Annotated in this window: 17 protein-coding genes, 1 rRNA gene and 1 other annotated feature; of the genes, 4 read left to right on the plus strand and 14 right to left on the minus strand. The window is 60.6% G+C overall.

Annotated elements, in window-relative coordinates; genetic code table 11:
• Positions 1 to 49 precede the first annotated feature (49 nt).
• Both DMP08_RS05840 and DMP08_RS05845 read right to left on the minus strand, forming a co-directional pair.
• Positions 50 to 1,783, minus strand: a complete 1,734-nt coding sequence (locus DMP08_RS05840) for an ABC transporter ATP-binding protein (RefSeq protein ID WP_123192016.1) — start codon at positions 1,781 to 1,783, stop codon at positions 50 to 52.
• A complete protein-coding gene (locus DMP08_RS05845) occupies positions 1,780 to 3,627 on the minus strand; it encodes an ABC transporter ATP-binding protein (RefSeq protein WP_123192017.1) in 1,848 nt (615 codons plus the stop codon). Before DMP08_RS05845 ends, DMP08_RS05840 begins: the two co-directional genes overlap by 4 nt.
• Positions 3,628 to 3,918: 291 nt before the next feature.
• On the opposite strand from DMP08_RS05845, the gene DMP08_RS05850 reads away from it, so the two are divergent.
• From DMP08_RS05850 to DMP08_RS05865, 4 genes are all read left to right on the plus strand, one after another.
• Positions 3,919 to 4,356, plus strand: coding sequence for a Fur family transcriptional regulator (locus DMP08_RS05850; RefSeq protein WP_123192018.1), 438 nt, complete (start codon positions 3,919 to 3,921; stop codon positions 4,354 to 4,356).
• 395 nt (positions 4,357 to 4,751) lie between these two features.
• A complete protein-coding gene (locus DMP08_RS05855) occupies positions 4,752 to 5,774 on the plus strand; it encodes a metal ABC transporter substrate-binding protein (RefSeq protein ID WP_123192019.1) in 1,023 nt (340 codons plus the stop codon).
• Positions 5,771 to 6,535 carry a metal ABC transporter ATP-binding protein gene (locus tag DMP08_RS05860; RefSeq protein ID WP_161555425.1) on the plus strand — a complete coding sequence of 255 codons (765 nt, stop codon included), beginning with the start codon at positions 5,771 to 5,773 and terminating at the stop codon, positions 6,533 to 6,535. The genes DMP08_RS05855 and DMP08_RS05860 overlap by 4 nt, the downstream gene beginning before the upstream one ends.
• Complete coding sequence (locus DMP08_RS05865) at positions 6,490 to 7,302, plus strand: metal ABC transporter permease (RefSeq protein WP_123192021.1); 813 nt, start codon at positions 6,490 to 6,492, stop codon at positions 7,300 to 7,302. Before DMP08_RS05860 ends, DMP08_RS05865 begins: the two co-directional genes overlap by 46 nt.
• Before the next feature lie 91 nt (positions 7,303 to 7,393).
• Here the strand turns inward: DMP08_RS05865 and DMP08_RS05870 are convergent, their stop codons facing one another.
• The 12 genes from DMP08_RS05870 to rrf all read right to left on the minus strand — a co-directional run.
• Positions 7,394 to 8,773 carry a uracil-xanthine permease family protein gene (locus DMP08_RS05870; protein ID WP_123192034.1) on the minus strand — a complete coding sequence of 460 codons (1,380 nt, stop codon included), beginning with the start codon at positions 8,771 to 8,773 and terminating at the stop codon, positions 7,394 to 7,396.
• A gap of 128 nt (positions 8,774 to 8,901) precedes the next feature.
• The gene (locus DMP08_RS05875; protein WP_123192022.1) at positions 8,902 to 10,803 is read right to left on the minus strand and encodes a YgiQ family radical SAM protein; all 1,902 of its coding nucleotides are present in this window, start codon (positions 10,801 to 10,803) and stop codon (positions 8,902 to 8,904) included.
• Positions 10,804 to 10,907: 104 nt separating this feature from the next.
• Positions 10,908 to 11,804: a DUF4013 domain-containing protein gene (locus DMP08_RS05880; protein WP_123192023.1), complete on the minus strand. Its 897-nt coding sequence runs from the start codon at positions 11,802 to 11,804 to the stop codon at positions 10,908 to 10,910.
• Between the two features lie 177 nt (positions 11,805 to 11,981).
• A complete protein-coding gene (ltrA, locus tag DMP08_RS05885; RefSeq protein ID WP_211328397.1) occupies positions 11,982 to 13,091 on the minus strand; it encodes a group II intron reverse transcriptase/maturase in 1,110 nt (369 codons plus the stop codon).
• Positions 13,025 to 13,384, minus strand: a complete 360-nt coding sequence (locus tag DMP08_RS12530) for a hypothetical protein (protein WP_211328398.1) — start codon at positions 13,382 to 13,384, stop codon at positions 13,025 to 13,027. Before DMP08_RS12530 ends, ltrA begins: the two co-directional genes overlap by 67 nt.
• Before the next feature lie 475 nt (positions 13,385 to 13,859).
• Positions 13,860 to 14,237 carry a 50S ribosomal protein L7/L12 gene (gene rplL, locus DMP08_RS05900; protein ID WP_123192024.1) on the minus strand — a complete coding sequence of 126 codons (378 nt, stop codon included), beginning with the start codon at positions 14,235 to 14,237 and terminating at the stop codon, positions 13,860 to 13,862.
• A gap of 87 nt (positions 14,238 to 14,324) precedes the next feature.
• On the minus strand, positions 14,325 to 14,846 hold the full coding sequence (gene rplJ, locus DMP08_RS05905; protein WP_114567537.1) for a 50S ribosomal protein L10: 522 nt from the start codon (positions 14,844 to 14,846) through the stop codon (positions 14,325 to 14,327).
• Positions 14,847 to 14,905: 59 nt separating this feature from the next.
• Positions 14,906 to 15,048, minus strand: a sequence feature (ribosomal protein L10 leader region).
• 121 nt (positions 15,049 to 15,169) lie between these two features.
• Entirely contained in the window at positions 15,170 to 17,140 is a 1,971-nt protein-coding gene (locus tag DMP08_RS05910) for a putative periplasmic lipoprotein (RefSeq protein WP_123192025.1), read from the minus strand.
• Positions 17,141 to 17,236: 96 nt separating this feature from the next.
• Positions 17,237 to 19,915 (minus strand): aconitate hydratase AcnA, encoded by a 2,679-nt coding sequence (acnA, locus tag DMP08_RS05915; protein ID WP_123192026.1) that lies wholly within the window; start codon positions 19,913 to 19,915, stop codon positions 17,237 to 17,239.
• Between the two features lie 15 nt (positions 19,916 to 19,930).
• Complete coding sequence (locus DMP08_RS05920) at positions 19,931 to 21,028, minus strand: isocitrate/isopropylmalate dehydrogenase family protein (protein ID WP_123192027.1); 1,098 nt, start codon at positions 21,026 to 21,028, stop codon at positions 19,931 to 19,933.
• 110 nt (positions 21,029 to 21,138) lie between these two features.
• A complete protein-coding gene (locus DMP08_RS05925; RefSeq protein ID WP_114567541.1) occupies positions 21,139 to 21,747 on the minus strand; it encodes a HEAT repeat domain-containing protein in 609 nt (202 codons plus the stop codon).
• 287 nt (positions 21,748 to 22,034) lie between these two features.
• Positions 22,035 to 22,139 (minus strand): 5S ribosomal RNA (rrf, locus tag DMP08_RS05930); the annotation flags it as partial.

The following is a 22,139-nucleotide window of genomic DNA, read 5'->3' on the forward strand; positions in this document are numbered from 1 at the left end:
TACAGCTTCGGAGCCCGGCCGCCCACGCCGCCGGACTCCGGCCCAACCGCTAATCCCGGTCGGTCAGCCTCCAGCCTTCCGCTTGTTCGCGTTCGCGCCAGAACGACCGATACCGTCCGGGAACCTGCACCAACTCGGCATGGATTCCCAGTTGCGTGACCCGCCCATCCTCCAGAACGGCTATCTGGTCAGCTGCCGCAATGGTGGACAAGCGATGCGCGATCGCGATAACCGTGCGATCCTTCGCCAGTTCGTGCATGGCCTCCACGATTGCCGCCTCGTTCTCGGCGTCGAGCGCTGCCGTCGCCTCGTCGAACAGCACGATGGGAGCATCTTTCAGAAGGGCGCGGGCAATGGCAACGCGCTGGCGCTCGCCGCCCGCCAGGCGGCAGCCCCCCTCCCCGACCGGCGTGTCCCATCCCTGCTCAAGACGATCGGCTACCTCGTTCAAGCGGGCTGCGCGGGCGGCTCGGCGAACTTCTTCGGGAGAAGCGTCAGGACGCCCGATCAGCACGTTCTCCTCAATGGTGCCGTCGAACAGGTACACATCCTGAAACACCAACGACACCTGGCGCATCAGTTCGTCGGGCAGCATGTCCCGCACGTCCACGCCGCCAATGCTCACGCTGCCGCTGGACACGTCCCAGAATCGGGCAACCAGCCGGGTCAGAGTCGTTTTGCCGGAACCCGAAGGCCCGACCAGCGCCGTAAGGCTGTTCTCGGGGCAAACCAAGCTCACGTCCTTCAGCACCGTGCGGGTCCCATCGTAGGAGAACCCGACATTGTCGAAGGAGATGCGCGAACCGGCTGGAATCCGAGGATTCTTCGTCTCCGGCAGAGAAGCTTCGTTCAGAATCTCTTCCGATTCGTCCAGGGAGTTCTTCGCCACGCGCAAAGCCATGCCCTGCTGGCCGATCGAGGACAAGGGATCAATGAACCGCAGGGAAAGAACGGCTACGAACACGTACGAGGCGACGTCGATCTGCCCCCAGCCCAGCAAAACCGTAGACACTGCGAACACGAGGGCAAACGTAGCTTGCACGAACAGCGTGTATTGCCCAACCGGAGCAGCGCACTTTCGCAACGTGTCGATCGTCGCTTTACGATCGTCCTCGAAGGCTCGCTCCAAAACGTCCCATCCGTCCACCGAGCGCTTCGTCGCGCGCAAAACCGGTTGGGCATGGGCGAATTCGAGCACGCGCGCCGCAACCTCGGCGCTCGAACGCTCTTCTTCCCGATGGTTCGTTCCCGCAGCCTTCGCCATGCGACGCGAGCCCCAGAACAAGAACGGCCCCATGATCACGAATGCAAGGCCGATGCGCCAATCGATGAAGAAGAACAGCAGGCAAACCGCCGCAGGCGTCGTCACGGCCAAGATCATTTGGCGCATGAATACGCTTGGCATGTTCATGGCCATCTGCAAGTTCTTCGTAAGCAGAGTGGAAACCTGACCCGATCGTTCCTTCGTGAACCAGCCGAGCGGCAGGCGCACGATATGATCGCCCAGCTTGTCCTGAAGCGAATGCATCACTTCCTCGATACCGATGAGGTACCCGCGATTGTCGGCCCAGAATCCAATTCCGCAGTTCAGCAGCGCCAGTGCGGCCGCCAGGGCCAGCAGGTACGCCGCTGCAGCATAGTCGCCAGCAACAAGCGATCGCAGCAAGGGAAGCAGCGCCACGTATATGGCCGCTTCCGACAGACCGCACAGCACGTACAAGAACGCTTGCAGCTTCACGCCGGTAGGCTTGCCCACCAGGTTGTCCATTTGAGTGGTTATCATCGGTCCTCACCTCCGAACGAACCCTCTTCCGAAGAGCCCGCGCATTCCGTCCCGCACGAAGCAGCATCGGCATGCGGGGCCTTTCCAATCGCATCCACCTGCTGGGACTTCCACAATGCCGCATAATGACCGTCCGCCGCCAAAAGCTCCGCATGGCAACCGCGCTCGATGATCCGACCGCGGCTCAACACCAGAATCTGGTCCGCATGCACGATAGTGTCCAGCCTATGCGCAATCACGATGGTCGTACGCCCCGCCGCAAGGGCGGTCAGCGCCCTTTGGATAGCCGTTTCGTTTTCGGGGTCCGCATGCGCCGTCGCCTCGTCGAGCACCAAGATGGGAGCGTTCTGCACGATGGCGCGCGCGATGGCAACGCGCTGCGCCTCGCCGCCCGAAAGGTCGGCACCCTCGCTTCCCACCACGGTGTCGTAGCCGCAGGGAAGCTCCTCTATGCGTTCGTGAATCTGAGCCTTGCGCGCCGCCGCCACCATGTCTTCGTCGCTTGCGCCGGGCTTTCCCAAGCAAATGTTGTCCCGAATGCTCGCGCGCAGCAGCATGCTGTCCTGAAACACCACGGCAACCTGGGACAGCACGTCGCTCGAGGCAAGATCGGAAAGCGGCGTGCCGTTCATGCGCACCGCACCCGAAACCGGATCCCAGAATCGCGGGACCAAACGCGCGAACGTGGTCTTGCCGCTTCCGGAGTCGCCGACCAGGGCCGTCACGGTTCCCGGCTCAAGCTTGGCGTCAATCCCCTCCAAAACAAAAGGCGAGTCCGGGCCGTACGCAAACGACACGTCCTCGAAGTCGATACGCAGCGAACCGTCGCCCACGGGCAGCGGGCTCTCCGGCTCTGCAAGCGGGGCAACGTCCAGGACAGTGGCAAGGTGGTCGGCAGCCTGAACCGACTGCTGCAAAAAGCGCACCGACACGAACAGGGCCAGAATCGCCGAAGGGATTCCCACTCCCAGCACCAGAAACGGAATGCACTGCTCGAGCGCTATGATGCCCTGGGAAACAAAAAACAGCGTGGCGGCGGCCATGACCACCAACATGGTTGCAGGAGAGAACAAAGCTGAAATCAGGCTAAACGGATTGGAAGTGCTCTTGGTCCATTCGTAGCAGATCTTGGCCAACGCAGCCGTCGCCTCTCGATACCGCACACCGGCGCGGCTCGCCGAACCGAAGGTCTTCACCACGGCTATGCCGTCGATCATCTCGACGCTTGCCGAAGACACTTCGACCAATGCCTCGTTGTACTGCTTGTTGAGCGGACCGAAGTCCTTCATCATGAAGGGCCATGCCACCCCAATCACCGCAGCAAGGTAGACGACGACCAGCAAAGCGAATCGAGCGTCCACGGTAAACAGGTACACCAGGGGAATAAGCGGGGAAAGCAGCGCCGTGGTCACGTCCACCGGCGCATGCCCGACCGACTGATGCAAGTTGAGCACATCGTCGGTGGCAGCCTGCTTCACCTGAGCCGAGTTGTTGTCGCTGAACCATCCCAGCGGAACCTTGCCCAAATGCTCCACCAGCACGGTGCGCACGTGCACGCGAAAATCAGCATCGGCGTAATGGCAGCTGCTCGTGGCAAGCGCGAACAAAATCCTCCCCGCTACAGCGCCGGCAACGGCCAGAAGCACCCAGAAGGCAAGTTCGTCAAGCGAAGGCACGCCTTCGACAATCGAAATTTGCGCCACGCGCGTAATAGCGAAGTAGGGAACGAACCCGCACAGCGAGGAAAGCGCCGCTATCACGATGTTCTTGACAATTCGCCCCCTCACCGGCTCTATCAGGCGCACGTACACGCGCTGCGCGGCGGCCTTGTCTATAGATTCCATACGCAACTCTCTTCTCTCTTGGGAAATCGTGCGGACAAATCCGCCCTACGTTCATACGCCTCGATGTTAGTTATAGCTAACTTTAATTGGAAAGCATACCATGTTCAACACAGAAAATCCATGCTCTCGAAAACGCCTCGCAATCGCCGCTTCTTCAACCGCGAACCGCGTTCACGTCCTGCCTATCGAGCCGCATCAACGCGTCCATCCCCTCCTCGTCCTTGACAGGCATGCGCGCTCTGTCTATATTCTGGAATCTAATTTCGATTTCAGATCAACTCAGGAGAGACCGTGACTCCGCGAACCGCCTATCGAACCAAGCAGAAAGCGCTCGTAGCCGAGTGCATGGATCGACATGCGGACGAATTCCTCACCGTCGACGAAGTCTGGGGCAACCTGAAATCCCACGGATCAGCCATAGGCCGCACCACGGTGTACCGCACGCTCGAAGCAGCCGTCGCCCAAGGAGCCGTAGTCAAAGTTGCCGGCATCAAAGGAACCGCCGCACGCTACCGCGCACGCAGCACCGACCAAGATCGGCAGGGACAGCTTTCGTGCATTCGCTGCAAAGCGGTGCTGCCGCTCGACTGCTCGATGCTGCAATCGTTTTCGCACCACGTCAAAGAACGCCATGGCTTTGAAATCGATCAGCGCAGAACCGTCCTGTACGGCCTGTGCGCAGCATGCGAAGCGCGCGATCGCCAAGAATCGGGGCCCTATGCAACCTAGCATGCGCTCAAGGCTCGCAGCCTGCCTGGTCGCAGCAAGCCTTGCCCTGGTTTCCCTGACCGCAAGCCTGACCATCGCCGACAAGGCGGTCCACGAATGCACCGGCGACGCATGTCCCCTCTGCCACCTCGTCGCATCCGGGCACGCCGCGCTCGTCCTTGCCTCATCGGAAGGCGCAAGCACGCTCGGATACGAAACAAGCCCGTCGTTCCTCGCGCATCCGAACGAACCCTCGTCCTCTCTAGAAACTTGCTGGTCACTCATCCACCAGAAAACAAGGCTGGACATCTGATCCTCCGCATGCATCGCGGCGCATCGGTCAACTCTTCGCGCTCGCGCACAACCCGTGCATCGCGCACAACCCACACCCTCTCCTTCAAATGATAGGATCGTATATGAACGCCTTTTCTCAGCGCGCCGCAAACGCGCCCCGAACTCCTGCACCCCTTATCGCCATCCTGGCAGTGCTGGGGCTTTTGATCGCATCGATGCTCGCAGGATGCGCTTCCTCCCAGACCGCCTCGCAGCAAGACGATCAGGGCTCCCGAAAAGTCCACGTGGTAGCCAGCTTCTACCCCTTGTACGACTTCGCCCAGAAAATCGGAGGAGACCGCGTCACGGTCACGAACCTGGTTCCCGCCGGAACCGAACCTCACGATTGGGAGCCTTCGACTGCCGACATGAAAACCATCGAGTCCGCCAACGTGTTCGTGTACAACGGAGCGGGAATGGAGCATTGGACCCACGACGTGCTCCACAGCATTCAAAACAAGCACCTGGTAAGCGTTGCGGCTTCTGACGGCATAGCGCTGCTTCCGGCCGCTTCGGAAGACGAGCATGACCACGGCCATGCCGACGATCACGCGCACGAGCACGGCGAAGACGCCGACCACGGCCGATACGACCCCCACGTGTGGCTTGCCCCCGAAAATGCCAAGCAAGAAATGAAGAATATCCGAGACGCCCTCGTGCAAGCCGACCCCGACGGCAAAGACGTCTACGAAGCGAACTACCAAACCTGGTCTGAAAAGCTTGACGACCTGCACAAAGCGTACGAAACCAAGCTTTCCTCGGTGCCGCGCAAAACCATCGTGGTGTCGCATCAGGCTTTCGGGTACCTGTGCGACGCTTACGGCCTCACCCAAATGCCCATTGAAGGCATGGAGGCGGATGCCGAGCCGAACGCCAAGGACATGGCGCGCATCGTCGACTTCGTGAAAGCCAACAACGTCAGCGTGATTTTCTCCGAAGAACTCGTCAGCCCCAAAATAGCCCAGGCGATAGCCGACGCAAGCGGCGCTTCATGCGAACAGCTCAATCCGCTCGAAGGCTTGACACAAGAGCAAATCGACGCGGGGCAGGATTACGTCTCGGTAATGACGGAAAACCTCGACAAACTGGTCAAGGCGCTCTCGTGAACCAGCGCGTTGCGTCTTCGCCTCATCCCGCAGTCGTTTTCGACAACGTACGGCTCTCGTACCGAACCTCGCCCGTACTCAAGGGCGCGAGCTTCACGCTCGCGCCCGGCGGGTTCTACGTGCTTGCCGGAGCAAATGGATCCGGCAAATCAACCTTGATCAAGCTGCTGCTTGCCGAGCTCTTCCCGAACGAGGGCGCCATCCAGCTATTCGGGCAGGACGCGCGATCGTTCAAGTCATGGCAGCACGTAGGCTACGTCCCTCAGCAAGCGCCTTCGGACTACCGTCGCTTCCCTGCAACCGTGTTCGAAACGGTTCGCGCCGGCCTTTATGCAGAATCGAAAGCGCTTCTCCCCTACCGACCCGCACATCGATCGAAAACGCTTGAGGCCCTGCGCCAAGTTGGGCTGGCGGGATTCGAGCAGCACCTGATAGGAGAGCTTTCCGGAGGACAGTTCCAGCGTATGCTGCTGGCCCGCGCAATCGTGGCGAAGCCGAAACTGCTCGTGCTCGACGAGCCTACGAGCAACCTCGACGACGACAGCGCGCAAGCCCTTGCGCGAATCGCCAGCGAGGCGGCCTCGTCATGGGGAACCACCGTGCTGCTCGTCACGCACGATCGGGCGCGGTTGCCTCGCTTGCACGCGAGCATGCTCGTGCTCGAGTCCGGCACGATACGGGAAAAACCCCTGAACACCACCAAGGAGGAGGCGCCATGTTCGAGTACCTGTTCATGCAGCGGGCCTTCGTCGCCGGCTTGATCCTTGGCATCGCGGTGCCGTGCGTAGGCGTGGTCGTGGTTCTCAAACGCCTGTCGATGATGGGCGACGCGCTCTCCCACACCGCTTTGGCCGGCGTAGCAGGCGGCCTCATCGCGGGAATCAACCCCGTGCTGGGGGCGACCATCGCCTGCCTGGGAGCCGCCGGCGCCATCGAGGTGATCCGGCGTCGATTCGAGGGGCACGCAGAGCTTGCCATCGCCATCGTCATGTCGTGCGGAATCGGATTGGCCGGCGTGCTTTCCGGATTCGTCCCGAACGCCGCCAGCTTCTCCAGCTTCCTGTTCGGCAGCATCGTCACCGTCAACGACGACGACCTGCTTGCCGTAGCGGCCGTGGGGGCAACCGTGCTCTTGCTGTGCGCGCTCATGCGCAAAGAGCTGTTCCTGGTCACGCTCGATGAGCGGGCTGCACGCCTTGCGGGCGTGCGCACCAAAACCGTAAACGCGGCCTTCATCCTGATCACCGCGCTCTGCGTGTCCGTTGCGGCCCGCACCGTCGGAGCGCTCATCGTCTCATCGATGATGGTGGTGCCCGTGGCCTGCGCCTTGCACATAGCCCGCAGCTGGAAGCAGGTCGTCATCCTGTCCTGCGGAATCGGCGTGACCATAACCGCCATCGGTCTGACGGTCTCTTACGAACTCGGGCTCAAGCCCGGCGGAACCATCGTGCTCATAGGCATCGGCGTCCTTGCGCTCGTGCTCGTTGCAAAGCGCCTCCGCTCGAAGACGCACCGCTCAACCCGCTGAAGCGCACGCAGCAAGGTCGCCGCCGCAACAAAAAACGACCCGCCCGGCCAATGGCGCCGGCGCGGGTCGCCCAACGAAAAGCGCAGAGGGCTTACTTTCCCGATCCGCCCACGTCGTCCAAACGCGCTTCCAAAGGCAGCGGTTCCTCGAAGGCGCCGCCCGCCCCCTGGCCGCCCTTCGATTCGTCGTCGCCCCACGGCAGGATCATGTTCAACACGATGCCCACGACCGAGCCCACGGCCAAGCCGGACAACGAGATGGTCACGCCGCCCACGGGAACCACGATCGCACCCGCAGCGCTGTAGGCGATGCCCAGCGACAGCACCAGGATGAGCGCCGTGATCAAAACGTTGCGGCTCTTCATGAAGTCCACGTGATTCTCCACCAGGTTGCGAATGCCCACTGCGGAAATCATGCCGTACAGCACCAGCGACACGCCGCCGATAACGCACGCCGGCATCGCAGCGATGACCGCCGCGAACTTCGGGCAGAACGAAAACGCGATGGCGAAGCAAGCGGCTATGCGAACAACGCGCGGATCGAACACCCGCGTCAGCGCCAGCACGCCCGTGTTCTCGCCGTACGTCGTGTTGGCCGGAGCCCCGAACAGCGATGCCAAGATAGTGGCCAAGCCGTCGCCTAGAAGCGTGCGGTGCAACCCGGGATTGGCAATGTAGTTGCGGTTGCACGTGGAGCTGATGGCCGACACGTCGCCGATATGCTCGATCATGGTGGCGAACGCAAGCGGCATGATGGTGATGATGGCGGTAATGGCCAAACCGGTATCGAAGCCAGAGCCGAACAGCGAGAACACCGTGTTATCCCACAGCACCGGCAAACCGATCCAGGACGCCTGGGCAACGCCGGAGAAGTCAACCTCGCCTGCAAGCGCAGCTACCAGGTACGACCCCACCACGCCCAGCAAAATGGGAATGATCTTCATCATGCCGCGACCCCAGATGTTCGCCACCACGATGATGGCGATGGCAACCAGCGCAATAAGCCAGTTCGTCGACGCGTTGCCAATGGCAGAGCTCGCCAGGATCAAGCCGATGGAAATCACGATGGGCCCGGTCACCACCGGCGGGAAGAAGCGCATGACGCGCGTCGGCCCGAACACGCGAAACAATGCCGAAAGCACCAGGTACAAAAGGCCCGCGCAGGCAACGCCCAGGCAAGCATAGGGCAGAAGATCGGCTTCGCCGTTCGGAGCGATAGCCGCATAGCCGGCAATGAACGCGAACGACGACCCGAGAAACGCCGGAACCTTCCCCTTGGACAGCAGATGGAACAGCAACGTCCCCACGCCCGCGAACAAAAGCGTCGCCGAAACCGAAAGCCCGGTCAGCGTGGGCACCAAAATGGTAGCCCCGAACATAGCGAACATGTGCTGCAAGCCGAACAGCGCCATTTTAGGCGCACCCAGCGAACGAGCATCGTACACGGCGTCCGGACTGTCTTGCGCGCCCATGGTGGGCACGGCGTTTTTATCGCTCACGTGTCAAACCCCTGTCTATCGAATCCCTCCGCTAGCCTGCCCGGAATCGGACGCAGCACAAATCTTGCCTATTGTGCCACAACAGAGAAGCACGTGCGCGCTCAATACCGCCGAGCTGCAGGACCCTTCCCCCGAGAGCCCTTGCCTCGACGTCCGTCATCGGGCTTCCCCTTCTTGCTCGGACGATCCCGCTTCTCGGCCTTGTCGGGCCTCACCAAGCACGTCGGGCCGTACCCGACCAGGTCCATCCTCCCCGTGCGGCGCAAGGCTTCAAGCACCAACGCACGGTTCTTCGGGTCGCGATACTGAATGAGCGCGCGCTGCAAGGCCTTCTCATGCGGCTTCTTCGGCACGTACACAGGCTGCATCGTGCGCGGATCCACGCCCGTAAAGTACATGGCGGTCGACATGGTGGAGGGCGTCGGGTAGAAGTCTTGAACCTGCTCGGGCATGTAGCCCAGATCGCGACAATACTCGGCCAGCTCGACGGCCTCGTCCAACGTCGATCCCGGATGAGACGACATAAGGTACGGCACCGCGAACTGCTTGAGCCCCAGCTGCCGATTGACCTGGTTGAACTTCTCCAAGAACCGATCGTACACAACGCGTCGAGGCTTGCCCATCACCGAAAGCACCGCGTCCGACACGTGCTCCGGGGCCACGCGCAGCTGCCCGCTCACATGATGCGCGCACAGCTCCCGCACGAAGTCGTCGCCGTGCTCCTTGTCCGCCAGCACGTAATCGAAGCGAATGCCCGAACGCACGAACACCTTCTTCACGCCGGGCAGCTTGCGCAACGTGCGCAGCAGTTTCAAGTAATCCTCGTGATCAGCCTCCAGTTGACGGCAGGGGTCGGGAAACAGGCATCGTTTTCCCAGGCAGGCCCCGTGCTTCATCTGCTTGGCGCAGGCCGGCGCACGAAAGTTCGCCGTCGGACCGCCCACGTCGTGGATATACCCCTTGAAGTCGGGATCCTGCACGATAAGCTCGGCCTCGGCCACAAGCGACTCGTGGCTGCGAGCCTGCACGATGCGACCCTGATGAAACGTCAGCGCACAAAACGAGCATTCGCCGAAGCACCCACGGTTGCTGGTCAGGCTGAACTTCACTTCCTTGATGGCGGGAACGCCGCCGGCGCTCTCGTACATCGGATGGTACGTGCGCGCAAACGGAAGCCGCGACACCGCATCCAGCTCCGCCTGGGTCAAGGGGGCGGCAGGCGGGTTCTGCACCACGAACTCGTGATCGGAATACGGCTCCACCAGACGCTTGCCCGTGAACGGGTCGCTGTTTCGATACTGCACGGCAAAGCTGCGCGCGTAATTCAGCTTGTCAGCCTGCATATCATCGAAAGACGGCAGCATCTCGGCATCGTACACATGGTCCAAGGAACGCGCACGATACGCGGTACCGTCGATGAACGTAAGGTCCTCGATGGAAAGGCCCGCCGCCAAAGCGTCGGCTATCTCCACCACCGAATGCTCCCCCATGCCGTACGACACCAGATCGGCACCGGAGTCAAGGAGTATCGACCGCTTGAGCTTGTCCGACCAGTAATCGTAATGCGCCATCCGCCGCAGGCTCGCTTCGATTCCGCCGAGCACGATGGGAGCCTTCTTGTACGTCCGCCGTATCAGGTTGCTGTAGACCACCGCCGCATGGTTCGGGCGCTTCCCCGCTTCGCCTCCCGGCGAGTACGCGTCGGTGCGGCGGCGCTTCTTTGCAACCGTGTAGTGGTTCACCATGGAATCCATATTGCCCGCCGAGACGAAAAACGCCAATCGCGGCTCCCCGAACACGGCGATGCTGCCCGGATCGTTCCAGTCGGGCTGCGCGATAACGCCCACCTTGTACCCGTGCGCCTCAAGCAAACGCGTGATGATGGCCGTCCCAAACGAAGGGTGGTCCACGTACGCGTCACCCGACACGTACACGAAATCAACCTGGTCCCAGCCTCGCTGCTCCATATCAACCCGGCTGACCGGTAAAAATCGCTCCCCCACGCCTGCGCCTCCGTCTTCCTTGCCGTCGCAACGCAAACAGCCCGCCGAAGCGCTCGGCTTCAGCGGGCTGCACTTACCGTTCCATACTACCAGGTTTGTCGGTTCTACCGAGGCGGCTGCTGGCCCGCGGCCCTTGCATGCGCCGCCGCGATCTCAAACGGCATCGGGTCATCCTGGCCACGCCATGCCGGAACTTCGAACTGGCGCGTCCAGTACCCCAGCGCGCGCGAAACCATAGCCAAAACGAACACGCTCAGCATCATGGACAGCACGCCGCATGCCACGGCCAACACCACGATCAGCGCCAAAAGCCCGGGAAGCGCCGCGAACAGAATCGCGGGGCTGTCCGTATGAACAACCGGAATGCCCGCAACCAAGCCAATCGCCACGCCCGCCAGCATGATGCCTATCGTAATCACCGATATGACGAACCCTGCAACTACCCATAACAGCAACGCCATGCCCAAGATGCGAACCAAGCCGCCGAAATCATGGCGTATCATGGCCCAGATCTTGCCGAACTGCAAGCCCGGAGCCAAGCGACCGTAAATGCTCATACGCATGATGCCCACCGCCGCGAACACCACCGCGAACAACGTCCCGGCGAAAACGACCACTGAGAACAGCAACGAGAACAGCCCGAAAAATGCAAGCGACCCGCCGTATCCGTATCCGTAGCCCGACCAGTTCGCGCCAATGCCCGTGACCATAGCCCAAACAAACTCCAGCACCCAGGGAATAAGCATGCATACCAAACCTATGACCAGCGCAAAAAACCCGCGGCTGTACAGCCTGCCGTCTTCGTTGCCAAATATGCGAGCAGGCATGGGCGCATGCACGTTCCAGGCAACATCGCGCGCCCATCCGAACAAGTATCCGAATACGACAATCCACCCGAACACGGGGATCAGTCCAACCAGCGACAACACCGCAAGCTTGCCGAACCAACCCGGCGAGTTCTTGATATCGTTCCAGGCGGCGCTAAAATAACCTGTCTGCATAGCGAGCCTCTTCTTCTCTTGCTTTCGTTTTTCCCACCATACACGCGCGGGATTGCTGCGCAAAAATTCGTTGCCATTCCGTCAGCGGCAAAAAGCGATCGAGTAGGAGGCGCGTCATTAGTTGGCGCGCCGTCCTCTCACACCACCGTGCGTACCGTTCGGTACACGGCGGTTTCGCTAGCATGCATGCACTTGTTCGTAATAGTCAGAGAAAAACAGGTAGCCTTTGCGGCGCAGTTGCTCGGTTTTGATGGCAACGCTCAATATCGGGCTGCCGGCTGTTCGCCAGTAGCTTTTCCTAGTGTTGGCATGCTCCCACGCCTTGCCCTTCTCGATGCCGCATTTCTGCAGCATCTTGAAGCGAGTACGGACACGCTTCCACTGCTTCCAATAAACCATGCGGATGCGTCTGCGCATCCATTGATCGACGTCTCGGAGCAGCGATTTCATATCCGCCAGCTTGAAGTAGTTGACCCATCCGCGTACAAACCACGTTATCGCCCGTGGTCTGTATTCGTTAGACATGGCGTTGCTCCGTGCGGTGAGTTCCCGAACGCGCTCCTTCATCGCCTCGACGCTTTCAGGGTGCACGCGGAATCGGCACTCCCCTTTGTAGCGATAGAGGGCATAGCCTAGGTACTTCACCTGATTGAAGTTTGCCACGCATGTTTTCTCACGATTCACCTTGAGAAAAAGTTTCTCTTCGATGAAGCGGATGATGGATTCGCAGGTACGCATCGCCGCTCGTCTAGACTTGCAAAATATCATGCAGTCGTCAGCATAGCGAACGAAGCGATGACCCCTCTTTTCTAGTTCATGGTCAAGTTCATTGAGCATGACGTTCGATAGAAGCGGCGAGAGCGGTCCTCCTTGCGGCATGCCTACCTTGGTTTCCTCTAGCTTATCCTTTACCATAACGCCGGCGTTCAAGTATTTATGTATCAGCGATACTACCCGTCCGTCGGTGACGGTTTCTGATAAGACCTGAATCAATTTTGATTGACATACTGTGTCAAAGAACTTTTCCAAGTCCATATCGACCACCCAGCTAAAACCTGCATCTATATGACGCTTGCAAGCGTAAAGCGCATCGTGTGTGCTTCTTTTTGGTCTGAACCCATAGCTTGAATCACTGAACTTAGGTTCGAAGAGCGGCGTTAGTTGAGTGACGATAGCCTGCTGCACCACGCGGTCGACTACCGTGGGTATTCCGAGCTTTCTTACCTTGCCTTTCTCTTTCTTGGGGATCTCCACCCGAAGCACGGGCTGGGGGCGTATTTCCCGCATTTGATTTTGTTGAAGAGTTCGTCTGAATGCTGCTCGAAGTAATCCTTCATTTCTGCAACATTCATCTTGTCGATACCAGCTGCACCCTTGTTGGCTTTAACTTTCCCGTAGGCATGCCGCATGTTGTCCTTATCGACGATCCTCTCCAGCAAATCTGTCGGACAGTGCACGTTGGCGCTTTCGGCAGGGGCTATCCCTTGCGTGCTCGACGCTTCAAGCTGCTCTCCCTGTTCCGCAAGTACCATCGCCTGCAAGCCCCACAATGTGAGTTGGCTGTCGTTCATCGCACCCATAAGGTAACCTCCCTTCTACTTGCACCGCTAACGGTTCGGCCCTTCCTCGGCGCTGGACAGCGCTCCAAGTACTATGGCCTCGGCTGACTCCTCATGACAAGCTTTACTCCGTGCCAGCGAAGTTCATCGCTTTGCACGTCCATGAGGCCTCCCGAGGTAAGCCACGTTTCTTTCCCTCCATCCACCTGCCGCATCTACGCTGTGGGCTTCCGTATAGCTATCGGGCTTTGGTTTGCTTAGCAACCTCACCCACCCGCTTGCGCCTAATGCGATTCCTGTTCGTCAGGCCAGAGGTTTGCCTCGATGCTTCCTTCAGATTCCACCTCGCGATGGACACCCTTGCACTTGGCTATACGCTTCCCGCTATCGGGCGCGTTAGGGACTTTCACCCATTAGAAACGTGCGCATGCTCGGCGCACTAAAAAAGCCCGCTGCAGTGCAGCGGGCTCTGTGCAAAGTTCGTTGAACCAGCGAGTTACTTCAGGGTAACAGCAGCGCCGGCTTCCTCGAGCTTGGCCTTGATCTCCTCGGCCTTGTCCTTGTTGACGCCCTCCTGGACAGCCTTCGGAGCGCCCTCGACGACCTCCTTGGCCTCCTTCAGGCCCAGACCGGTGATCTCGCGGACAACCTTGATGACAGCGATCTTGTTGTCGCCGAAGCCCTCGAGGACAACGTCGAAGTCGGTCTTCTCCTCAGCGGCGGCGCCACCGTCGGCAGCCGGAGCGGCAGCCACGGCCACGGGAGCAGCGGCGGACACGCCGAAGGTCTCCTCGATGTCCTTAACCAGCTCGGAAGCCTCGAGCAGCGACATTTCCTTCAGGGCCTCGATGATCTCTTCACGAGTAACAGCCATGTTAGTTTCCTTTCAAAACGGCCGGAGGTTCCGGCCTCTTCTGTTTCATACCATTAGGCGGCATTTCCTATGCCGCCAACGCTGCATTTACGCAGCTTCCTTCTGATCGGCCACAGCCTTCGTGACCTGGGCAAGACCGCTGGGCACGCCGTTGAGGGCAACAGCAAGACCGCGGGCAACACCGGAAATAGCACCGGCGATCTGAGCGATGAGCTCTTCGCGGGACGGCAGAGAAGCAATAGCTTCCACCTCGGCAGCCGAAACAGCTGCGCCTTCCATCAAGCCGCCTTTGATCTCAAGGTTCTTGTTGGTCTTGGCGAAGTTCTTGACGGCCTTAGCAGCGGCAGCCACGTCCTCACCAGCGAACACGAACGCGCTCGGACCTTCCAGCATGTCCTCCAGCGTGGGCAGCTCGGCCTCGGCCAGGGCGATGTGCATCAGGGTGTTCTTGTACACCTTCAGGCTCGCGCCAGCTTCACGGATCTCCGAGCGCAGGGCCTGGATCTCCTTCACGCTCAGGCCGCAGTAATCCACGACCCACACAGCGGAAACGCCGTTCAGATCTTCCTTGATCTTGACCAGCGTCTCTTGGTTCTTTACGTTGGGCATTGGTACACCTCCTTTTCCTCAAACTCGGGTTCCGCCCCTTGCGGGTGGGATCGTCGCTTGAAGAAAAGAAACGACCCCTGCCGTCCAAAGACAACAGGGGCCGTCAAAGCGCGAAACTTATCAGAACCACCTCGGCGGGCCGCGTCTCTTCGCGATTAAACCTTTCGGTGCCTGCTGTCTTGGGCAGCGGAACTACATCCATTAATGCCGCTTCGAGGAAGCAGCCCTTACAGTTTGACAGGCTTTTTCAGAATGTCAAGAAAAAAGTGCGGGGCCTCCCATTTTTTCGGAAAGCCCCGCACCTGTCGTTTCATGCAAGCGAACTACGCCGCATTCCCTTGAGCATCGCCCGTCGCCTGAGCCTTCTCGGCGGTCTTTTCCGCCGCATCGCTCGAAGACTTGACGCTACCGGAGCCGCCGATGATCTCCTGTGCAGGATTCGTCGGTTCGGCCTCCACGTAGGTGAACTCGATCGTGTCGCCTTCCTTGTACCCGACGATCTCGATCAGCCCGGGCAACGCGAAGTCGTAGATGCCAGAACCCTCGGCAAGTTTCACGTAGAAGTGAGAGTTGCCTTCCACGACCGCCTGGGCAATGTGAGAGATCGTGCCCTTCGCCTCGAGCGCGCCCGTATCCACGTCGCCATCGGCAAGAACGCCGTTCGTTGCCAACAGAGCCTGGTATGCCTTCTGGCATTCGGCAACCGTGTTGCCCACAGCCACGTTCTGGTAGCGCTGGATGTCCAGCATGGCGAACTGCTTCACCAGACCGGCGTCGTCCTTCAAAGCCATGAAGTACGTCGGCTGTCCTGAGACGTTGATCAGAAGCGGGAACGTCGCACGGTAGCGCAAGTTCTGAACCTGACCCTCTGCGGACTGCATAGCCGATTCTTCCGTCGCGCCCGAAACCGAGTAGAAATGCGATTCGGCCGTACGCTGGTTGATCAGCACGAAGCCCACGATGGAATTGTCTGCCGTGGCCGAGGTCACGCCCGTGTACACCCACACGTCATCGTCTTTGGCAATGTAGTTGTAACCCAGGTTGCCATCGGTTCCCGGCGTGGTCTGCACCACGTTGCGCTGACCCAGAACGGAGTTCAGCCAGCCGTCCTTGTACTTGCCCGACCAGTTGTACTGCTCCAGCAAAAGATCGGTCGGATACGCATGGTCGACCCACTGCGGAACGTCCTGGATAGCCAGATCCTGCGTCTCGCCCGTGGTGGCGTCAACCATGACCACGCGCTGAATAGTGGTGCCGCCGAACAGCCCGATGGTACGGGTCTGCACCGGGCAGATCCACCACGGATGCCCCTCGTCGTCGATCTCGAAGGACTTCTGATCGAACATGTAGAAGGGATAGCTCAGCTGCACGTGACGATCGATGTTGCGCGCAAGCGGCTCGGACTCGGAATAGTAGATGGGGCTGTCGCCAAGCTTGACGATCTCAGCATCCTGCGTCGTCATGTTCACCAAGGCGTAAGCCGGGATGCCGCCGTCGCGGTTCGTGAACCACTTGAACAGGTCCGCGTAACCAAGCGGGCTCACGCGAACGGGCGCGCTCTGGTAGTTGATCTGGCTGTACAGAGGCGAGATCTCGAACTGGCTCACGAACTCGGGAATGGAGCCCATTTCGCGGTTGCCCAGCAGGATGGCCGAGCTGCGGTCGATAACGGGAATCTCCGAGTAATTGACCTCTTTGATGTCCTGCGCGAAGTTGTCTTCAGTCGTCTGCAGCACGTTCGCGTACTTCGCGGCATTGCCCGGGAAGATGGACAGCGACGCCACCGCTCCCACAACGCCCAGCAGCGCAACCAGAATCGGCAGGTACGACGCCCACTTGAACGCCTTCGCCTTGCCAGGGCTCGGATCCACCTTACTCGTGCCCGTCTCATAGCTGCGCGACTTGCCCCAGAACAGCAGGAACAACGGCAGCAGGATGAACATGGCCACGAACATCCACGTGTCCGTGCTGTGGATGTTGATGGGCGGATGGAACCACCAATACGCGCACAAGCCCACGATGACGATGAGGATGGCAGCCCCGATAAGGGCTTTCTTTCCCCAAGCAGCCACCTGATCAGCGAACGGGATCTCCACGTTCACGTGCGGCGGCTTTCCACCGCCGCCATTGCCAGAACCCGCAGCGGAATCGCTTGCGCGCCCACCGCGTCCGGCGTTGTCTCCATCGTTGTTGAACGGCGAGCCGGTGCCCGAACCGCCGAAACCTCCGTCGACGTCCACGCCCGACTGCTTAAGCGCTTCGAGCAGCGCTTCAAATCCGGATGTCTGTTTCACGGCATCCCTTTCAGTCTTTCCCCGATACTAAATGCTTAACTATACACCAAGGCGCTCGATCGAATGCGACGATCAAGCGCCCTCGTTACCTTCTTCTTACAAAAGATTCCGAAGCACGAACTGGAGAATGCCTCCGTGTTCGTAATAGCGCCCCTCGGTCGGCGTATCCACCCGCACGACCGACCGGAATTCCACCGTCGTTCCGTCTTCGCGCTCGGCCCGCACTCCCACCACGCTCGGCTCAGGCAGCCCTGCCGAAAAATCGATCGGAGCTATCGTGTACCGCTCCGATCCGTCCAGACCCAAGCTCTCGGCGCTCTCTCCGTCTAGGAACTGCAACGGCAAAATGCCCATGCCGATCAAATTGCTGCGATGGATGCGCTCGAAGCTCTCAGCAAACGCGGCGCGAATACCCAGCAGCATGGGGCCCTTGGCCGCCCAGTCGCGACTCGAGCCGCTACCGTACATCTTGCCCGCCACCACGACCAACGGCACGCCGGCATTCCCGTACTTCATCGCAGCATCGAACAGCGGACGAATCTGCCCGTCTGTGAAATCGCGCGTCCAGCCGCCCTTCTTGCCCTCGGCCAAAAGGTTCTGCAGCTTCACGTTGGCGAACGTGCCGCGCATCATCACTTCGTGATTGCCGCGGCGCGCGCCGTACGTGTTGAAGTCAGCCGGCGCCACCCCGCGCTCCTCAAGATAGCGAGCAGCCGGAGAGTCCGCCGCAATGGATCCGGCCGGAGAGATGTGGTCCGTCGTGATGAAATCGCCCAAGCGGCCCAGCACGCGTGCTCCCTCGATGGCCTCGGGCGCCGAAGGCTCGCGCTCCATGCCGTCGAAGTACGGGGCGCGACGCACGTACGTCGACGCATCGTCCCATGCGAAGGTGTCGCTCGGTTCTTTCCCGAGCGCCTGCCAGGCGGCATCGCCGTCGTAGAGCCCGCGCGTGCCCGCCTCGTACAGCTCGCGGGTGACGCACGTCTCCACCAAAGCGTCGATCTCTTCCTCGGTCGGCCAGATGTCGGCCAGCAGCACCGGCGTGCCGTCCGGGCGCGTGCCCAGCGCGTCGTGCTCCAGGTCAACGTCCATCGTGCCCGCAAGCGCGTACGCGATGACCTCGGCCGGAGCAGCCAGGTAGTTCTGGGATACATCGGGAGAGATGCGTCCTTCAAAGTTGCGGTTGCCCGACAAAACGCTCGCCAGCTCCACGTCATCCGCCACGTCGTGCAACGCATCCAAAATGGGACCGGAGTTCCCGATGCAGCTCATGCACCCGAAGCCGCACGTGTAGAATCCCAAGCGACGCAAACCGTCCAACAGCTCCGCGCGCTCCAGCAAAAGCTCGGTAGCCTTGCTGCCCGGAGCCAAAATGCACTTGACCCACGGCTTCGGCGAAAGTCCCGCCTCCGCCGCCTTAGTGGCAAGCAGGCCCGCTGCCAGCATCATGCGAGGGTCGGTGGCGGTCGTGCAGCTCGTCACCGCCGCAATGGCAAGCGCGCCATGCGTGATATCGAAAGCCTGGCCCCGTACATCCACCTGAACGGTTTGATGCAGATCCAGACCCCGATCAGCGCACACCGCGCGGAAACGCTCCTGCACGTCAGACAGGGAAATCCTGTCGTGCGGACGCGATGGCCCGGCCAACGACCGCTCGACCTCGCTCAAATCAAGCTCGATAACCTCGGCATAAGCACGCTCTTGAGCGGCGGGGTCGTTCCAGAAACCCTGCGCCTTCGCGTACGCTTCCACCAGTGCAACCTGCTCGTCGGAGCGTCCCGTCAGGCGCAGGTACGCCAACGTCTGCTCGTCAACCGGGAACAAGGTGCACGTGCTGCCGTACTCCGGCGTCATGTTGGAGATGCACGTACGCTGCGTGGCGTTCAAGCTGTCCAAGCCCGGGCCGAAGCATTCCACGAAGCACCCGACCACGCCCTTCGCCCGCAGCATCTGAGCGAACGTCAGCGCCACGTCCATGGCGGCAACGCCCTCGGACAACCGGCCCGTCAGCTTCACGCCCACCACGCGCGGCACGAGCGTGGTGATCGGCTGGCCGAGCGCCGCAGCCTCGGCTTCGATACCGCCGACGCCCCAGCCCAGCACGCCAATGCCGTTAGCCGTCGGCGTATGGCTATCGGTACCCACCAACGTATCGAAGTAAGCTACCGGAGCTTCCCCTTCGGCAACCGCAACGCCCGCCGCATCCGACGTCATGACCACGCGCGCGAACTGCTCAATGTTCAGCTGATGGCAAATACCCGCCCCCGGCGGCACAATACGCACGTTGTCGAACGACTCCTGAGCCCACTTCAAGAAGTCGTAGCGCTCGCGGTTGCGCTCGAACTCCAACTCCATGTTGCGCTCAAGGGCGCCCGCGCAACCAGCTTCGTCGGCTATCACGGAATGGTCGATCACCAAATCGCACGGGATCTGCGGATTGATCCTAGCAGGATCCCCGCCCAACTGCGCGCACGCTTCGCGCATCACGGCGAAATCGACGAACACGGGCACGCCCGTGAAGTCCTGGAACAGCACGCGCGCCGGGCAGAATTCAACCTCGCTGCCCACCTCGCCCGCATTTCCCGCAGCAACAATACGTCCCGCCAGCTCTTCCGCCGCCTCAGAGTCCTCGGCGTTGCGCAGAACGTTCTCAAGCAAAACCGTCAGCGCGTACGGAAGGCGTTCGGAACCAGGAACCCCCGCAACGGGATAGTACGTGTACGCCGCGCCGTTCACCTCAAGCGTAGCGGCAAACCGATCGTTCTTGACCGTCATCGACGACCTCCTCCTCTAATCCATCTGCTCAAGCGCTTCTTCAAGCGCAGCAGTAAACTCAGAACAACGTGCAGCCCGCTCGCTCGACCTTGTAGCCTTGCGAATGTCGGCGGTCAGGTACTTACCGTCGGCATACACGGCGCGCACCGCGCGACGGATGCGCTCGGCCGCCACGCGCTCGCCCACATGATCAAGCATCATAGCGGCGGACAGGATCTGCGCTGTCGGGTTCGCCTTGTCCTGCCCCGCGATGTCGGGAGCGCTGCCGTGCACGGCTTCGAACACTGCATAGCGCTTGCCGATGTTCGCCCCAGGGGCAATGCCCAAGCCGCCCACCAAGCCAGCAGCCAAATCGCTTGCTATGTCACCGTACAGGTTGGGGAACACCACCACATCGAATTGGGAGGGGTCCACCACCATGTTCATGCAGAATGCATCCACAATGCGATCGTCGAACCCTATCGACGCCGCGCGCTCTTCGGCAACCTCCCGCGCAACGCGCAGGAACAAGCCGTCCGAGTGCTTCATGATATTGGCTTTGTGAACGGCGGTGACCTTCGTGCGCCCATGCTTGGCCGCATAGTCGAAAGCGTACTCCACAATGTCGCGCGTCGCCGTCACCGAAATAGGCTTCACGGAAATGCCCGAGTCGGGGCGAATCGCTCCCGCACCCGTTTCTTCGCAGAACCGTATGAGATCGCGTGCAGCTTGCGAACCTTCCTCGAACTCGATGCCAGCGTACAGGTCTTCCGAGTTCTCGCGCACGATCACCATGTCCACGTCATCGTAGCGACCGCCCGCCCCGGGAAGCGACAACACGGGACGCAAGCAGACGTACAGTCCGAGCGCCCTTCGCAAGGCAACGTTAACGCTGCGAAAGCCCGTGCCCACAGGCGTGGTAATGGGTCCTTTGATGGCCACGCCGTTTCGCTTGACCGCTTCTATCGTCGAGTCGGGCAAAGGCGTGCCGCAATTCTCCATCGTATGCGCGCCTGCTTCGGCGACCTCCCACGCGATGGCGGCACCGCTCGCTTCAACCACGCGCTGCATTGCAGCCGAGGTTTCCAAGCCTATACCGTCGCCGGGAATCAACGTCACGGTACGCTTTGCCATGCCTCCTCCTTCTTGCCCCTTGCTGGCTCAGCTCTATCTGCCAAAAGAATAGGCGCCCGATTGGCGCAGAACGAAAGCGGGCCTTAGGCCCGCCTGGTATCGAGAATACGCTACTTCGATTGCACGTTGTCGAGGATTTGCTGCGCGCGGCGCTTGAGCGCGCCCTTGCCGTTCGAGGCGTCGAAAGCCATGCGCGAAGCAAGTTCGTCCTTCACCTGAGAAGACAGCTTGCCCGACGAAAAGTCAACCACAGCAACCAGCATGTCCTGGAATTCGAAATCTCCGTGATAGCACTGAATTGCCTCGTCGATAAGCGGCCATATACGCTCGGAGCGGTTCTCCGTCGTAGCTCCCAGCTTGCACAAAAAGCGCATGGCCGCAAGGCGAACAGGGCCGCTCTCCTCATCGAACAGAGCCGTTTCAGCTCCCGGAACCGCCTTGTCGCACGTACGAGAGTCGTGATCGACCATGCCAGCCAGCACGTCAAGGCACTCCCAGCGCGTCTGAGCTTCCGGTCGGTTAAGCGCGTCGATAAACGCATCGCCGTACGGAACGAACAGATCAGCATGGTCTTTCGAAAGGAAGGCAAGCGCCGCCGCAGCATTTTGACGACCCCGACGAGATGGGCCAGAAAGCGCGTTTACCAGCTGGATGAATTGACGTTCGTTGCCAAGTGCTTCTTCTGCGATGGTTTTTGTCCCCTGCGTCTTTTCGCTCACCAGACCACTCCTCTGCCCTCATGTGGGAAAATGCAGCTACTAGTATTCGCTTTCATTATACCCCTCGCCCCGATCCCTCCTTGGATCCGGCGCAGAATCAACACGACGCCCCGGCAGGCGGCTCCCCAGGCTCCCCAGTACCAACCGGTGCGTCCTCCCCGAAAGCGCGAGAAGAGCGCACGCTTCAGGCATCGCCTCGGCCGAATCCCCCCCCCGAACGCGAAGAGGGCCCCGGAGCCTCTCCCGGCTCCGGGGCCCTCCTGCTCGGAAACGCCGAGCGCCCTGCGCGAGCGCGACGTCCTATCCTCCCACAGCCTTGCGCTGCAGTACTTTCGGCGATGGCGGTCTTAACTTCCGGGTTCGGAATGGGACCGGGTGATCCCCGCCTCCAA

This window comes from Paraeggerthella hongkongensis (assembly GCF_003726035.1).
In the GTDB taxonomy this organism is placed as follows: Bacteria; Actinomycetota; Coriobacteriia; order Coriobacteriales; family Eggerthellaceae; genus Paraeggerthella; species Paraeggerthella hongkongensis.

Coding starts and splice junctions, on each gene's coding strand:
- DMP08_RS05880 (WP_123192023.1), bottom strand. CDS start 11,804: ATGCAGACAGGTTATTTTAGCGCCGCCTGGAACGATATCAAGAACTCG.
- rplL (WP_123192024.1), bottom strand. CDS start 14,237: ATGGCTGTTACTCGTGAAGAGATCATCGAGGCCCTGAAGGAAATGTCG.
- DMP08_RS05865 (WP_123192021.1), top strand. CDS start 6,490: ATGTTCGAGTACCTGTTCATGCAGCGGGCCTTCGTCGCCGGCTTGATC.
- DMP08_RS05920 (WP_123192027.1), bottom strand. CDS start 21,028: ATGGCAAAGCGTACCGTGACGTTGATTCCCGGCGACGGTATAGGCTTG.
- ltrA (WP_211328397.1), bottom strand. CDS start 13,091: ATGCGGGAAATACGCCCCCAGCCCGTGCTTCGGGTGGAGATCCCCAAG.
- DMP08_RS05855 (WP_123192019.1), top strand. CDS start 4,752: ATGAACGCCTTTTCTCAGCGCGCCGCAAACGCGCCCCGAACTCCTGCA.
- DMP08_RS05845 (WP_123192017.1), bottom strand. CDS start 3,627: ATGGAATCTATAGACAAGGCCGCCGCGCAGCGCGTGTACGTGCGCCTG.
- DMP08_RS05840 (WP_123192016.1), bottom strand. CDS start 1,783: ATGATAACCACTCAAATGGACAACCTGGTGGGCAAGCCTACCGGCGTG.
- DMP08_RS05870 (WP_123192034.1), bottom strand. CDS start 8,773: ATGGGCGCGCAAGACAGTCCGGACGCCGTGTACGATGCTCGTTCGCTG.
- rplJ (WP_114567537.1), bottom strand. CDS start 14,846: ATGCCCAACGTAAAGAACCAAGAGACGCTGGTCAAGATCAAGGAAGAT.
- DMP08_RS12530 (WP_211328398.1), bottom strand. CDS start 13,384: ATGGGTGCGATGAACGACAGCCAACTCACATTGTGGGGCTTGCAGGCG.
- acnA (WP_123192026.1), bottom strand. CDS start 19,915: ATGACGGTCAAGAACGATCGGTTTGCCGCTACGCTTGAGGTGAACGGC.